The 13,794-nt window shown below is 63.9% G+C and carries 11 protein-coding genes and 1 tRNA gene; 11 read left to right on the top strand and 1 reads right to left on the bottom strand.

Annotation, left to right across the window (positions count from 1 at the left end):
• Positions 1-9 precede the first annotated feature (9 nt).
• Positions 10-690, bottom strand: coding sequence for an MBL fold metallo-hydrolase (locus C935_RS0100485; protein ID WP_018860556.1), 681 nt, complete (start codon positions 688-690; stop codon positions 10-12).
• A gap of 361 nt (positions 691-1,051) precedes the next feature.
• On the opposite strand from C935_RS0100485, the gene C935_RS0100480 reads away from it, so the two are divergent.
• The 11 genes from C935_RS0100480 (at position 1,052) to C935_RS0100430 (ending at position 13,741) form a co-directional block, all read left to right on the top strand.
• The gene (locus C935_RS0100480) at positions 1,052-2,587 is read left to right on the top strand and encodes an ATP-binding protein (RefSeq protein ID WP_018860555.1); all 1,536 of its coding nucleotides are present in this window, start codon (positions 1,052-1,054) and stop codon (positions 2,585-2,587) included.
• Positions 2,584-4,011 (top strand): sigma-54 dependent transcriptional regulator, encoded by a 1,428-nt coding sequence (locus tag C935_RS0100475; RefSeq protein WP_018860554.1) that lies wholly within the window; start codon positions 2,584-2,586, stop codon positions 4,009-4,011. The genes C935_RS0100480 and C935_RS0100475 overlap by 4 nt, the downstream gene beginning before the upstream one ends.
• Before the next feature lie 347 nt (positions 4,012-4,358).
• Positions 4,359-4,892, top strand: coding sequence for a hypothetical protein (locus C935_RS0100470; RefSeq protein ID WP_026278559.1), 534 nt, complete (start codon positions 4,359-4,361; stop codon positions 4,890-4,892).
• A 99-nt stretch (positions 4,893-4,991) separates the two neighbouring features.
• Positions 4,992-5,519 (top strand): DUF4168 domain-containing protein, encoded by a 528-nt coding sequence (locus tag C935_RS0100465; RefSeq protein ID WP_017925837.1) that lies wholly within the window; start codon positions 4,992-4,994, stop codon positions 5,517-5,519.
• Between the two features lie 250 nt (positions 5,520-5,769).
• On the top strand, positions 5,770-6,198 hold the full coding sequence (gene rplM, locus C935_RS0100460; protein ID WP_012981954.1) for a 50S ribosomal protein L13: 429 nt from the start codon (positions 5,770-5,772) through the stop codon (positions 6,196-6,198).
• 29 nt (positions 6,199-6,227) lie between these two features.
• On the top strand, positions 6,228-6,620 hold the full coding sequence (gene rpsI / locus C935_RS0100455; protein ID WP_018860552.1) for a 30S ribosomal protein S9: 393 nt from the start codon (positions 6,228-6,230) through the stop codon (positions 6,618-6,620).
• 39 nt (positions 6,621-6,659) lie between these two features.
• Positions 6,660-6,733: transfer RNA gene (locus C935_RS0100450), tRNA-Gln, on the top strand.
• A 592-nt stretch (positions 6,734-7,325) separates the two neighbouring features.
• Positions 7,326-8,243 (top strand): MBL fold metallo-hydrolase, encoded by a 918-nt coding sequence (locus tag C935_RS0100445; RefSeq protein WP_026278558.1) that lies wholly within the window; start codon positions 7,326-7,328, stop codon positions 8,241-8,243.
• A 327-nt stretch (positions 8,244-8,570) separates the two neighbouring features.
• On the top strand, positions 8,571-8,720 hold the full coding sequence (locus C935_RS12865; protein WP_018860550.1) for a DUF3096 domain-containing protein: 150 nt from the start codon (positions 8,571-8,573) through the stop codon (positions 8,718-8,720).
• Positions 8,721-8,868: 148 nt separating this feature from the next.
• Positions 8,869-12,711: a DUF3683 domain-containing protein gene (locus tag C935_RS0100435; protein ID WP_018860549.1), complete on the top strand. Its 3,843-nt coding sequence runs from the start codon at positions 8,869-8,871 to the stop codon at positions 12,709-12,711.
• 190 nt (positions 12,712-12,901) lie between these two features.
• On the top strand, positions 12,902-13,741 hold the full coding sequence (locus C935_RS0100430) for a rhodanese-like domain-containing protein (RefSeq protein WP_018860548.1): 840 nt from the start codon (positions 12,902-12,904) through the stop codon (positions 13,739-13,741).
• The last annotated feature ends 53 nt before the right edge of the window (positions 13,742-13,794 follow it).

Raw genomic sequence — 13,794 nt, 5'->3', positions numbered from 1 at the left:
CGAAACGCATCAATAATAGCGTCCGCGCCCGGGCTGACCGCCAGCGGCGAGTGCCGCATCTCCGACGATGGGGTTGCTGCGGCGCTCTTCCCCGAAGGTCGACCCCGGGCCGTGTCCGGGCACAAAGCGCACATCGTCGCCCAGCGGCCAGAGGCGACGGGTGATGGACTCGATCAGTTGCGGCCCGTTGCCGCGCGGGAAGTCGCTGCGGCCGATAGCGCCGTGGAACAGCACGTCACCCACCAGCGCGAGGCGGCTTTCGCGGTCAAAGAACACGATGTGCCCCGGTGTGTGTCCAGGACAGTGCAGTACCTCCAGCGTGACCTCGCCCAGAGACAGTTCCTCGCCATCGTGCAACCAGCGATCCGGAGCCAGTGGGGGCATTTCGGGAAACCCGAACATCTGGCATTGCATCGGCAACTGATCCAGCCAGAAGGCGTCCTCGGCCTGCGGCCCCAGGATCGGGATCTGGCAGCGGTCCGCCAATTCGGAGGCGGCCCCGACATGGTCGAGGTGCCCATGGGTCAGCAGGATGCAATCCAGCTGAACCTCCTGTTGGCTCGCAATCTCGATCAGCGTGCCGGCTTCGGCTCCGGGGTCCACCCAGGCGCCGGTTCGCGTCCGGTCGCACCAGATCAAGGTCGCGTTCTGCGCCAGTGCGGTTACCGGGTGACTCAAGTGCTGGAGCATAGGGCGTAACGATCCGTGACGAGAACGCGGATTGTGCCTTTTTTAAATCGTGACGAGAATCCGGGAATAGAACGCGCGCGCCTGCGTCTTTAAGGGTGTGCAAGTCTTTAGAAAAAGCGATCGAGCGGAGTAGCCCAAGAGTACGACCCCCTGCGTACGAGGCTGCTTGACAAGAAGATCGTTATATTAGAAGATTTGCATACGCTGATTGCTGCACCCCCTGTCAGCATCAGCGGACTCCTCCATCCTCCTTTGGTGGTTTTCTTGGCGCGGGCTCAACCCGCGCTTTTTTTTGTCCGGAATTCGCATTCCGTCAGTGTTTCCCTAACATGGCAGCGATGCCCTGGCCCCCGAACGCTCGATGCCTACACGTCTGAACAGTCTGCGCAATGCGGTGTTGCTGTTTGTCCTGCTGCCCCTGCTGCTGGTGGTTGGGGGCACGGTGACGCTCGGGCTGCAGGAATTCCAGACACAGATGGAAAACCGCATGCAGGCCGATATCGAGCTGGTGGCGCGCTCCATTCGCCTGCCCGTGGCAACGGCGATGATCGACCAGGACGTGACCACGGTGCAGCAGTCGCTGGATTCGCTGTTCCAGATTGACCAGGTGTTTGGTGTGTATGTCTACGATGCCCAGGGCGATATGGTGGCCACCAGTGGCCCGCCCAGCCCCACGATCCGTCACCCGGGCGAGGCTCAGGCAATCAGCGAAACCGGCAGCCTCGGCGCGTTCGACGAGCACCAGGGGCGCGAAGTCTTTTCGTTTTTCCTGCCGTTGTCGGATTCCGCGGGACGGATAGTCGGTCTGCTACAGGTAACGCGCGACGTGTCGCCCTTCCGGGCGTATGTGTCGCAGCTGCGCTGGCAGGGGGTCATGGTGATGCTCGCGGTGAGCGTCCTGTTTCTGCTGGTGGTGCTGATTGGCCATCACCGTGCGATCGGACGCCATGTGGGACGCCTGATTGGTGCCATGCGTGATATTGGCGAAGGACAACGCGGGCTGCGGGTCCCGGAAAAGGGCCCCTGGGAACTGCGCCGTCTGGCGATCACGATGAACGGCATGCTGGAGCGTCGCGAGGCTTCCGAGGCGGCGCTCCAGGCCCAGCGCGAGGAACAGGCGCGGCTCGAGGAAAAGCTGCGACATTCGGAAAAGCTGGCGGCCATTGGTCAGTTGGCGGCCGGGGTCGCGCACGAGCTGGGTACGCCCCTGGGCATCATCGCCGGTCGCGCCCAGCGTGCCGCAAGACGGCTGCCCGACGGCGACCCTGCGCGCAAGGAGATGCAGGAATTGCAGGTGGAACTGGAGCGCGTGGAAACCATCGTGCGCCAGCTTCTAGACTTCGCTCGCCGCAACCCGCTGCAACAGCGTCCGCTGGAGTTGCAGGGGCTGGTGCGCGAGATCGTGGCGCGCGTGCAGCAGCGCGGCAAGGGGTGCGAACGGGTTCGTTTCGATCTCGCGGGCGAGCCGCTGACCGTGGCGGCTGACCGTCTGCGTCTGGGTCAGGCCCTGGAGAACTTGATCGACAACGCGGCTCAGGCGGCCGATGGTTGCGTGCAGGTGAGTTGGCGTTGTCGGGGCGACACCCTCGAATGCGTAATCGCCGACGACGGACCGCGTGCGGGGCGCGGGATCTCCGACGAGCGGGCCGAGCGCCTGTTCGAGCCCTTCTTTACGACCAAGCCGACAGGCGAGGGAACCGGCCTGGGCCTGGCGGTTGCGCAGGTGGCGCTGGAGGATCATGGCGGGCAGGTGACGCTGGATCGCCATGATCCGGATCTCACGCGCTTCGTGGTGACGCTGCCGCTCGGCTCCGGCGCCTGTCGTGACGGCAAGCCGGAACCGGCAGGGCCGGAGGTGACTCCCAGCGCTCGGGTATCGCATGGAGGAACGGCATGAGCACGTCCCGGGAAGGTGGGTTCAGCGACCGCGTTCTGGTTGTCGAAGACGATCGCGGGCATCGCGAGCTACTGGTCGAGGAACTGGCGGAAGTCGGCTATGCGGTCACCGCAGTGGAGTCGGCCGAGGAGGCCGAACAGGTCCTGCGTCAGCAAACGGTTTCGCTGGTGGTCAGCGATCTGCGTCTGCCCGGCGCCGACGGTTTCCATGTGCTGGAGGTAGCGCGTGACACAGTGCCGGTGCCCGGCTTCATCATGCTCACCGGTTTCGGCACCATCGATCAGGCCGTGACGGCGCTCAAGGCGGGTGCGGACGATTTCCTGACCAAGCCGGTTGATCTGGAACACCTGCGCCTGGCGGCCGAGCGTGTCGCCGAGGCCCGCCGCCTGCGGGCAGAGGTCCGTCAGTATCGCGAAGTCCTTGCTGGTGACGAGAGCTTTCATGGCATGCAGGGCAAGAGCCCGGCAATGCTCAAGCTGCACGATCTGATCCGGCGCATTGCCGCTGCTGACGGCAGTGTGCTCATCACTGGCGAGTCGGGGACCGGGAAGGAACTGGTTGCCCGTGCCCTGCATGCGGAAAGCGACCGCGCCAACGGCCCCTTCATTGCGTTGAACTGTGCGGGGATCCCGGAGACCCTGCTGGAGTCGGAACTCCTGGGCCATGTCGCCGGGGCCTTCAGTGGCGCCAAGGGCGCGCGCCGCGGCCTTTTTACCGAGGCTGACGGTGGCACGCTGTTCCTCGACGAAATCGCCGAGATGCCAGTGGCCATGCAGAGCAAGCTGTTGCGGCTGTTACAGGACGGGCGCGTGCGACCGGTTGGCTCCAACGAGGAGATCGAAACGGACGTACGTATTGTGGCCGCCACGCATCAGGACTTGCAGGAGCGGATCCGTCAGGAGCAATTCCGCGAGGATCTCTATTACCGCCTCGAGACGTTCCGAATCGAGATTCCGCCCCTGCGCGACCGCGGTGCCGACATTGAGCGCCTGGCGCAGCAGTTCCTGCGCGAGCAGGCGCTGGCGCGAGGGCTCCCCGTTCGAGAACTCAGCCCGGAGGCAATGCGTGCCCTGCTGCGCTACGGCTTTCCCGGGAACGTGCGGGAGCTGGCCAGCTTGATGGAGCGCGCGGCCACCCTTGCGTCTGGCGAGGTGATCGAGTTTCGGGATCTGCCCGAGCGGGTGCGCCAGTCAGAGCCCGCGAGCGGCTCGGGCGAACCGTCCGGGGCGGTTTCCGGTGCCGATCTGCCGGCTCCTGGTACCGACGATGACAGCCACTGGCCCAGCCTGGCGGAGGTGGAGCAGGCCTACCTGCACCGGGTTCTGGAACACGTCGAGGGCAATAAGCAGCGCGCCGCGCGCATCCTGGGGATCGGGCGCAAGACGCTCTATCGCAAGCTCGGCGAGAGCGAGACGGATTCCTGAGTGACATGGCCTGCAGTGCAGCCTGGGCTGGGAAAGCCCGGGAGTCTTTTCTCGGTGCTTCCCCGTTCCTGCCGGTTTTTTCGTGACCCTGTCCCCCTCCCGGCCCCTGATGGGCCGTACTGACCCGGGTCTCCCCGACCCATGTGTCATTTTGACCCTCATATCCCCGTGATCCAGGTCCGCCCGTTAGCCGGACCGTATTGCTTAACTATCTGAAAAACAGTTTTTTATCGGTTTTATTCTGTTTTTGGCACGGCACCTGCTACTTCTCCGTTGCAGTCAACCGAAAGCCAATCGAGCCCATTCCGTTGACTGTGCTGAAACTTCAAATGAAGGAGAGAAGCACGATGTCGACTTTCCGCAAATCTGCTCTAGCAATCGCCATGAGTTCCCTGTTCGCCCTCGGTGGTCTGAGCGCCGCGCAAGCCATGGGCGAAGGTGCCGAGACACCGGATGAGGACGAGCAGGAAGAACAGGGTGGTATGCCGCCCCAGATGATGGTCCAGGCGGGTGAACCTGCCACGCCGCCGGCCGACGATGATGACGACGAGGATAACGGTGGCATGCCTCCGCAGATGGCCCAGGCTGGTGATGCTGGTGCGCCTCCGGCCGAAGAAGATGATGACGATCGTGACGGCGGCATGCCGCAGATGGTCCAGGCGGGTGATGCTGGTGCGCCCCCGGCCGAAGAAGATGACGACGAGGGCAACGGCGGTATGCCTCCGCAGATGGTCCAGGCCGGTGATGCTGCGGGCCCCGCGGATGACGATGAGGACGAAGACCGCGATGGCGGCATGCCTCCGCAAATGGCCCAGGCTGGTGGCGCTGAAGCCCCGGCTGGCGACGATGAAGACGACGATGACGACAGCCCCGACTGGTAAGGGGCTAACGGGCAAGCCGGGCAGTGTTCGTCTGCCCGGCACCTATTCCTGAGGCAGGAGCCTCAGGATTTTTTTAACCCAGAGGAAGAGGTAGACACGATGAGCTTTCGCAAGACCGCACTCGCATTCGCGTTGACTTCCATGTTCGCGATCGGTGGCGTAGCAACCGCGCAGACCGGTGACATGGGTGGTGCCCAGGGTGGTGCCGAAGGGGCTCCGCCGCAGGGTGGTGCCGAAGGTGCGCCTCCGCAGGGCGGTCAGCCGCCGCAGGGTGGTGCCCAGGGTGGCCAGCCGCCTGAAGGTGGTGCTCCGCCGGAAGGTGGCGCTGCTGGTGCCCCGCCCGCTCAGCAGGCCCCCGAAGTGGATCTGAGCGAAGAAGACATCGACACCTTCGTGGGCGCCTTTGTGGCGGTCCAGGAAGTGCGTGAAGACTTCGCCAACCGCCTGCAGGAAGCCGAGGATGAAACCGAGGCCCAGTCCATGCAGCAGGAAGCCCAGGACGAAATGGTCAGCGCTGTTGAAGACGCCGGTATGACCGTCGAGGAATACAACGAAGTGGCCATGGCCCTGCAGAATGATCCTGAACTGATGCAGGAAGTCCAGGAGCGCGCCGAAGCGGAGATGTAATCCATCCCCGTTCCGGACCCCGGGCCTCGCGCCCGGGTCCCGAAAGGGCCGGCCTTCGTGCCGGCCTTTTTATTGGTTTCTCCCGGCGGATGTCTCCCGGCCGGGAAACGCGAAACATCCCGAAGGGGCACTCTACTGGCGGAGTATCGATGGACGAGGCTAATAATCCCCCCGTGTCTCTTGAACCGGGCGCCTGGAAGCGCTATTCTTGCGCGCTTTCTGAATCGCCCCGACATCGGAGCATCAAGACATGAGCACCATCAGCGCCAAGCCGGCCGAAGTCGAACGCGACTGGTTCCTGGTCGACGCCGCGGACAAGACCCTCGGCCGCCTCGCCACGGAAATCGCGCGTCGCCTGCGCGGGAAGCACAAGCCCGTCTACACGCCGCACGTGGACACTGGCGATTACATCGTCGTGATCAACGCGGAAAAGATTCGTGTGTCCGGCAACAAGGCCAGCGACAAAAAGTACTTCCGCCATACCGGCTATCCGGGTGGTATCAAGGAAGCCAATTTCAACCAGATGATTGACCGTCATCCGGAGAAGGTGCTCGAGCTCGCCGTGAAGGGCATGCTGCCGCGCAACCCGCTGGGCCGCGCCATGTTCAAGAAGCTCAAGGTGTACTCCGGTACCGAGCATCGCCACACCGCGCAGCAGCCGCAGCCGCTCGACATCTGACGGCTCAACAGCAAGGGAAATCGATCCGTATGGCTACCAATCAATACTACGGCACCGGCCGTCGCAAGACCTCCTCGGCCCGCGTGTTCCTGCGCCCGGGTACGGGCAACATCACGGTCAACGACAAGCCGCTGGACGAGTTCTTCGGCCGCCAGACCTCGCGCATGGTCGTGCGTCAGCCGCTGGAGGCCACCGAGTCCACCGAGAACTTCGACGTGATCGCGACCGTGGAAGGCGGGGGCGGCAACGGCCAGGCCGGCGCCATTCGTCTGGGCATTGCCCGCGCGTTGGTGCAGTACAACGAAGAGATGCGTTCGCCGCTGCGTCGCGGTGGTCACCTGACCCGTGATGCCCGTGAGGTCGAGCGCAAGAAGGTCGGTCTGCGCAAGGCCCGCCGCGCGACCCAGTACTCGAAGCGCTAAACCGCGCTCGAGTGCCGGCGCGTACGGCACCCGGTTTACTGGGGGATCGTCTAGCGGTAGGACTACGGACTCTGACTCCGTCAACCCAGGTTCGAATCCTGGTCCCCCAGCCATCCATAGAGAAGGGCCCCCTCGCGGGGCCCTTCTCTATGGATATTTGAGCGAGCCCAGGGTTCGAACCTGGAAGGTTCGGCGGAGCGCAGCGGAGCACTGCACGCGCGCTGCGCGTGCAGCCCCGAAGGGGTGAGGCGGCGCAGCCGCCGAATCATCCTGGTCCCCCAGCCATGGCGGTGTGCCCCTCGAAGGGGCTCACCGCCATTTGCTTTGGACTGGTCGTTACGTCAGGGAGGGCCCCCTCGCGGGGCCCTTTTCTATGGATATTTGAGTGAGCCCAGGGTTTGAACCCGGAAGGTTCGGCGGAGCGCAGCGGAGCACTGCACGCGCTGCGCGTGCAGCCCCGAAGGGGTGAGGCGGCGCAGCCGCCGAATCATCCGGGTCCCCAGCTGTCCCCCGCAAGGCGGTGCGGCCATCAATGCCGTTGCTTTCCCTGCCCGCGTCCCAAACTCGCTACACTCCCTTGATCGAGGCCCCACCCGCAACGTACGGGAATTCTTCCGGGCCCTCTGCGTCGAATCCTTCAGGAATCGTGCGAACTTCGAGTCGATGTTCGCCAACAAGGTCAAGAAAACAGGAGAGGAGAAATCCATGTCGGTACCTGACAACCCCTACGAGCCGGTCAGCGTCGATACCACTGCCCACGAGGTCGAGGGCGCGGATACCTGGTATATGATCGGGATATCCGGAATCCCGGACCCGGACAACGAGGGGCATACCTCGAACGCAGGTTTTGTGGTGACGGACGAGGGTGTGGTGGTTTACGACGCCTTGGGGACGCCGCCGCTCGGGTTCGAGATGATCCGGCGGATCAAGGAGGTCACGGAGCAGCCGATCAAGTACGTGATCGCCGGCCATTATCATGCAGACCATATCTATGGCCTGCAGGCCTTCGCCGATCACACGGACGCAAAAATCATCGGGCAGTCGCGCGCGAAGGACTATCTCGACAGCCCCGGGGCCGCCGCCCGGCTCGAGCAGCGCCGAGGCGTGCTGACCCCCTGGGTCGACGAGGACACCCAGATCATCCCGCCGGACGAGTTCTTCGATGACGAGTACGTGATCGAGCTCGGGGGCAAGACGTTTCGCTGCGTGCATGCGGGGCCGGCGCATTCACCGGACGACATCATCATGGTGGTCGAGGAGACCGGCGTGGTCTTTGCTGGCGATATCGTGTTCGACGGCCGCATCCCGTTCATGGGTGACGACGCGCTGGACTCGGAAAACTGGGTCAATCGTCTGGAAGAACTGATGGAGATGGACTTGAAGTTCCTGGTCCCGGGGCATGGCGACGCCACCGACGAGGCAGCACGCGCGGTGAAGTTCACCCGTGACTATATTGCGTATCTGCGTGAGCATATGGCCGAGGCAGTCGAAAACATGGATTCCTTCGACGAGGCCTATGGAGCGATGGACTGGTCCGACTACGAAGATCTTCCGGCGTTCGAGGAGACCAATCGCAGCAACGCCAACGCCGTCTACCTGGAGATGGAAGAAAAGCTCTTCTGATCTCGCTCACCTAGGGAAACACTGATCAATGTACACGCTCGCGTTGGCACCCCAGGTTTTCCGAAACAAGGCGCGTCGCGCAGCGCCGTAGTCATTCTACGGTCAAGCGGCGCAACGCAGCATCGGGGAACCTGGGGTGCCAACCCCGAAGGGGCTCGGCCGCTTTTGCGCGCGCACGGCGTTGCGGCTCCCTTGTGCAGAATGACTGCACGGCAGTCGCCGCGCCTTGTTCCCACGCAAAAGCGACTCGAGCGCGAGCGTGTACATTGATCAGTGTTTCCCTATCGGTCGATGCCGGGCCGTCCAGCCCGGCAAAGGAGCATCCGCATGACCTTGCATATCGATCCCGGCCTGTTGACGGCCATTCTGTCGCTTGCGGCCGGTATCCTGATTCTGATCTGGCCCCGGCTGTTGAACTACATCGTGGCGATCTACCTGATCGTGATCGGTGCGGTGGGGCTGCTGGCCTACCTGTAAAGCGGGATCTAGAGCGCTGGCACCGAACTGCGGGTGCATCGGTAGATACTTTGGTGCCAAAAAGCATGGACGAAGAGTGCGACTTCGTGCGCGCCCCGCACGGAGCCGTTACTCTTTGCGCTCATTCTGATCGGGGGGCCAAGCCTCAATGACCGCCGAACGCGTTCGAGAAATACCCTATAACTACACCTCATTCTCCGACCGCGAAATTGTCATCCGCTTTCTGGGCTCCGACACCTGGGATCTCCTTAACGAACTGCGCGGCGAACGTCAGACCGGAGTGTCCGCGCGTATGCTGTTCGAGGTGCTCGGCGACATGTGGGTCGTGGCCCGCAACCCGTACATCCAGGACGACCTGCTGGACGACAAGAAACGCCGCAAGTCGCTGATCGATGCGATGCAGCACCGCCTGGACCAGATCCGCAAGCGCGCCGATGGTAACGAGAAGGCGCTGACGCTCGCCCGCCGGGCCCAGGCGGCGGTGACCGCGTTTTCCGACGAGTTCCAGCAGACGCTGGAGCTGCGCGAGCGCGTGCGCAAGCGCATGAAAGGCCTGACCCACAAGGACAACATCCAGTTTGGCGGCCTGGCGCGCGTCTCGCATGTCACCGACGCCACCGACTGGCGCGTGGAACTGCCGTTCGTGGTGCTGACTCCGGACTCCGAAGAAGAGATGGGGCCGCTGGTCGCGGCCTGTATCGAACTCGGCCTGACCGTCATCCCGCGCGGCGGTGGTACTGGCTATACCGGCAGTGCCGTGCCGTTGTCCAAGCGTTCCGCCGTGATCAATACCGAAAAGCTCGAAGGCATCGGCGCGGTCGAACGCCGCCCGCTGCCCGGGGTAGACAAGGACGTCCCGGTCGTGCGGGTAGAGGCCGGTGTGGTCACCAAGCGTGTCTCCGAGCTGGCGGCCGAGAACGGCCTAGTGTTCGCGGTGGATCCGACCTCGCAGGACGCCTCGACCATCGGTGGTAACGTCGCGATGAACGCCGGTGGCAAGAAGGCCGTGCTCTGGGGGACCGCGCTGGACAACCTCGCGGCCTGGACCATGGTCACGCCCGAGGCGAACTGGATGTACGTCGAGCGCCTGGATCACAACCTGGGCAAGATTCACGATGCCGAGATTGTCCGCTTCCGCATCACCCGCTACGGGCCCGATGGCCGTACGCCGGCCGGCGAGCCGGAGGTGCTTGAAATGCCCGGTGCCCGTTTCCGCAAGGTCGGCCTGGGCAAGGATGTGACCGACAAGGCCCTGATGGGCGTGCCCGGCATCCAGAAAGAGGGCTGCGACGGTCTGATCACGTCGGCCGAGTTCATCCTGCACCGGATGCCGGACAATATTCGTACCGTTTGTCTGGAGTTCTACGGAACCGACCTGCACCAGGCGGTGCCGGCGATCGTCGAGATCAAGGATGCGGTGGACGCCGAGGGCGAGGTCCTGCTGGCCGGTCTCGAGCACCTGGACGAGCGCTACGTGCGCGCGGTCAAGTACACCCCGAAGGGCGCGCGCGGCGAGCAGCCCAAGATGGTGCTGATTGCCGATATCGTATCCGACAACGAGGACGCCCTCGGCCAGCTTGCCGCCAAGATGGTGCGTGCGGCCAACGCCCGCAATGGCGAGGGCTTTGTCGCCGTGAGCCCGGAGGCGCGCAAGCGCTTCTGGGCGGATCGCGCACGCACCGCTGCGATCGCGCATCACACCAACGCGTTCAAGATCAACGAGGACGTGGTGATCCCGCTGGAGCGGCTCGCCGAGTACACCGAGGGGGTCGAAACCCTGAACGTGCGCGAGTCGTTGAAGAACAAGCTGGCGATGGTGGACGAGGTGCTGGAGTGCATGCGGGGCGATCACCCCGAGCTGCGCGAGTTGCTGGAGGATACGGGTGGCGAAGGCCAGCAGTGGTTCGAGGCCAAGCGTGAACGTGCCGTGGAAAAACTTGCGGCGGTGCAGAAGCGCTGGAAGGCGATCGCGGACAACTTCTTCACACTGGCTTCCGAGTGCGACGAGCTGCTGGACGAGACCGCCCGTGCCGATCGCCGGGACCACGACAAGCTGATCAACCTGTTGCTGCGGCGAAGCCTGCGCATTTCCTATCGCGCGGAGGTGGAGCGTCCGCTGTTCGAGATCTTCGACGGTCACCAGATGGAGTCGGTGCGCAAGCGCCTGGCCGCGATCCACGACCGCGTGCTGACCAGCCGGCTGTTCATCGCCCTGCACATGCATGCCGGGGATGGCAACGTGCACACCAACATCCCGGTCAACTCCAACGACTACCAGATGATGCACCAGGCCGAGCGTCTGGTGGATGACGTGATGCGCCTGGCGCGCGAGCTGAACGGTGTCATCTCCGGCGAGCACGGGATCGGACTGACCAAGATGCAGTACCTCGAGCCCGAGCGCATCGAATCGTTCGCGAAGTACAAACAGGAGGTCGACCCCAATGGTGTGTTCAACGCCGGGAAGCTGCTCGAGGGCTCCGGGCTGTCCAACGCCTACACACCCTCTCTGCGTCTGGTGAAGCAGGAGGCGCTGATCCTGGAGCAGAGCGAGCTGGGCGATCTCAACGACGAGATCAAGGACTGCCTGCGCTGCGGCAAGTGCAAGCCGGAGTGCAACACGCATGTCCCGCGCGCCAATCTGCTCTATTCGCCGCGCAACAAGATCCTGGCCACCGGGCTGATCGTCGAGGCCTTCCTCTACGAGGAGCAGACCCGGCGCGGGCTGTCGCTGCACCACTTCGACGAGATGAACGATGTGGCCGACCACTGCACGATCTGCCACAAGTGCCTGAATCCATGCCCGGTCGACATCGACTTCGGCGACGTGACCATGCACATGCGCTCGATCCTGAAGAAGAAGGGCAAGCGCAAGGCCACGCCGGCGACGATGATGTCCATGGCCTTCTTGAACACCAAGGACCCGTCCAAGATCAAGGGCATCCGCAAGGGGGCGATCCAGATGGGCTATGCCGCCCAGCGCCTCGGCCACTACGCGTTCAAGAAGCTCAACCTGACCGGAGAGGGCAAGCGCCCGCGTTCCACGACCGGCAAGGCCCCGATGCACGAACAGGTCGTGCACTTCGTGAAAAAGCCGATGCCGGCCGGTCTGCCGAGCCAGACCACGCGCCAGATGCTGGGGCTGGAGGATTCGCGTTATGTGCCGATCCTGCGCGACCCGGTGAAGACGGATCTCGACTCGGACGCGGTGTTCTATTTCCCCGGCTGTGGTTCCGAGCGCCTGTTCAGTCAGGTCGGTCTGGCGACGCTGGCCATGCTCTACGACGTCGGCGCGCAGACGGTGCTGCCGCCGGGCTACCTGTGCTGTGGCTATCCGCAGAACTCCAACGGCGACTTCGAAAAGGGCTCGCAGATCACCACCGAGAACCGGGTGCTGTTCCACCGCGTGGCTACCACGCTGAACTACCTGGACATCAAGACCGTAGTGGTCTCCTGCGGGACCTGCATGGATCAGCTGCTCAAATACGAGTTCGAGCGCATCTTCCCGGGCTGCCGCCTGCTCGATATCCACGAGTACCTGATGGAGAAGGGCGTGAAGCTGGAAGGGCTCAAGGGGGTGCAGTACATGTACCACGACCCCTGCCACTCGCCGATGAAGTCGCACAAGCCGACCGACGTGGCCGGCAAGCTGCTGGGACAGGAAGTGCTGCAGTCCAATCGCTGCTGCGGCGAGGCCGGCACGTTCGCGGTCAGCCGCCCGGATATCGCCACCCAGGTCCGCTTCCGCAAGCAGGAGGAGCTGCACAAGGGTATCCGCCAGCTCACCGGCGAGGAGAAGGCCGAAAACGGCAACGTGAAGCTGCTGACCTCCTGCCCGGCCTGCCAGCAGGGCCTGTCCCGCTACCGCGAGGACACCGGCCTGGATACCGACTACATCGTGGTCGAGATGGCCAATCGCCTGATGGGCGAGGGCTGGCAGAAGAACTTCATCGACCGCGCACGCGAGGGCGGCATCGAGAAGGTCCTTCTGTAACGCGGGACGGCTCGGACCTCTCTGGCCCATTGCCTGGAAAGACGTCCCCGGTTGGCTACAATCGGGCAACCGGGTACCCTGCCAGGACGTGCATCGCGGGATGTGCGTTCCGGGCCGGGACCCGGAGGGCTAATGGGGCGATTCGTGGGTCGTAGTTCGCGGACGCCCATCGTCAACCAAGGGAGTTCGCATGACCATTCGATTCGCTCGCCCCCGGGTGGCCCTGGTGGCCCTGTGCCTGAGTCTGGCCGGTGCGCCCATCGTGGCCTCGGCCCAGCAACCTTTTGTGGAATTCCCCGGTCGTCCGCTCTACGAGCGCTTTGGTGTCGAGGCGGTGGATCTGTTTGACCTGCGTGGCCAGTTGTCAGGCTCCACGGTTATCGATGTGCGACCGAGGCTGGAGTACGACATCCTGCATATCGAAGGCGCCCATCATGTCGACCTCGACAGCGAAGATTTCGATCGGCAGATCCGGGCGCTAGAAGAGGAACACGGCAGCCCGCTGGTGTTCTACTGTAATGGGCGTCAGAGCTACGCCGGTTATCGCGCCGCCGCGCGCGCCAACGAACTCGGTGTGGCCGCGGCTCAGGCCTATGACGCCGGGATGCAGGACTGGGTCGAGCGCTACCCGGGACTGGCCCGTTTCCGCGGAGAACCGGCCAACGAGGTCGAGGGCGAATTGATCAGCGAGGAGGCATTCGAGGCGCGCCTGCTGGAGGCCGATGCATTCTCCCGGCGGGCCCGCCAGGGCGATGGCGAAGCCGTCGTGGTGGACATCCGCAGTCGCGGCGAACGGGACGAGATCTCGCTGTTCGGTGGCCGCGAGGTCGGCGCGCCGCTGTCGGATATCAGTGCCCTGGATCGCATCGTGAATGAGGCCCGCCGCAACGATCAAACCCTGTTGATCTTCGATCAGTATGGCCAGCAGGTCCGCTGGTTGCAGTATCACCTGGAAGAACTCGGAGTGGATGACTACTACTTCCTCGAAGGCGGCCTGCAGCGCTTTTACGATGAGGTCATGGCGCGCTAGCGCAGGTCCTGTGCGGGGCCACCGTCAAGAGAAAGGCCGGGGTATTCCCCGGC

This window comes from Thioalkalivibrio sp. ALJ3 (assembly GCF_000377205.1).
GTDB lineage: Bacteria > Pseudomonadota > Gammaproteobacteria > Ectothiorhodospirales > Ectothiorhodospiraceae > Thioalkalivibrio.
This window is presented reverse-complemented; position numbering and strand designations above follow the sequence as displayed.

Coding starts and splice junctions, on each gene's coding strand:
- C935_RS0100485 (WP_018860556.1), bottom strand. CDS start 690: ATGCTCCAGCACTTGAGTCACCCGGTAACCGCACTGGCGCAGAACGCG.
- C935_RS0100480 (WP_018860555.1), top strand. CDS start 1,052: ATGCCTACACGTCTGAACAGTCTGCGCAATGCGGTGTTGCTGTTTGTC.
- C935_RS0100475 (WP_018860554.1), top strand. CDS start 2,584: ATGAGCACGTCCCGGGAAGGTGGGTTCAGCGACCGCGTTCTGGTTGTC.
- C935_RS0100470 (WP_026278559.1), top strand. CDS start 4,359: ATGTCGACTTTCCGCAAATCTGCTCTAGCAATCGCCATGAGTTCCCTG.
- C935_RS0100465 (WP_017925837.1), top strand. CDS start 4,992: ATGAGCTTTCGCAAGACCGCACTCGCATTCGCGTTGACTTCCATGTTC.
- rplM (WP_012981954.1), top strand. CDS start 5,770: ATGAGCACCATCAGCGCCAAGCCGGCCGAAGTCGAACGCGACTGGTTC.
- rpsI (WP_018860552.1), top strand. CDS start 6,228: ATGGCTACCAATCAATACTACGGCACCGGCCGTCGCAAGACCTCCTCG.
- C935_RS0100445 (WP_026278558.1), top strand. CDS start 7,326: ATGTCGGTACCTGACAACCCCTACGAGCCGGTCAGCGTCGATACCACT.
- C935_RS12865 (WP_018860550.1), top strand. CDS start 8,571: ATGACCTTGCATATCGATCCCGGCCTGTTGACGGCCATTCTGTCGCTT.
- C935_RS0100435 (WP_018860549.1), top strand. CDS start 8,869: ATGACCGCCGAACGCGTTCGAGAAATACCCTATAACTACACCTCATTC.
- C935_RS0100430 (WP_018860548.1), top strand. CDS start 12,902: ATGACCATTCGATTCGCTCGCCCCCGGGTGGCCCTGGTGGCCCTGTGC.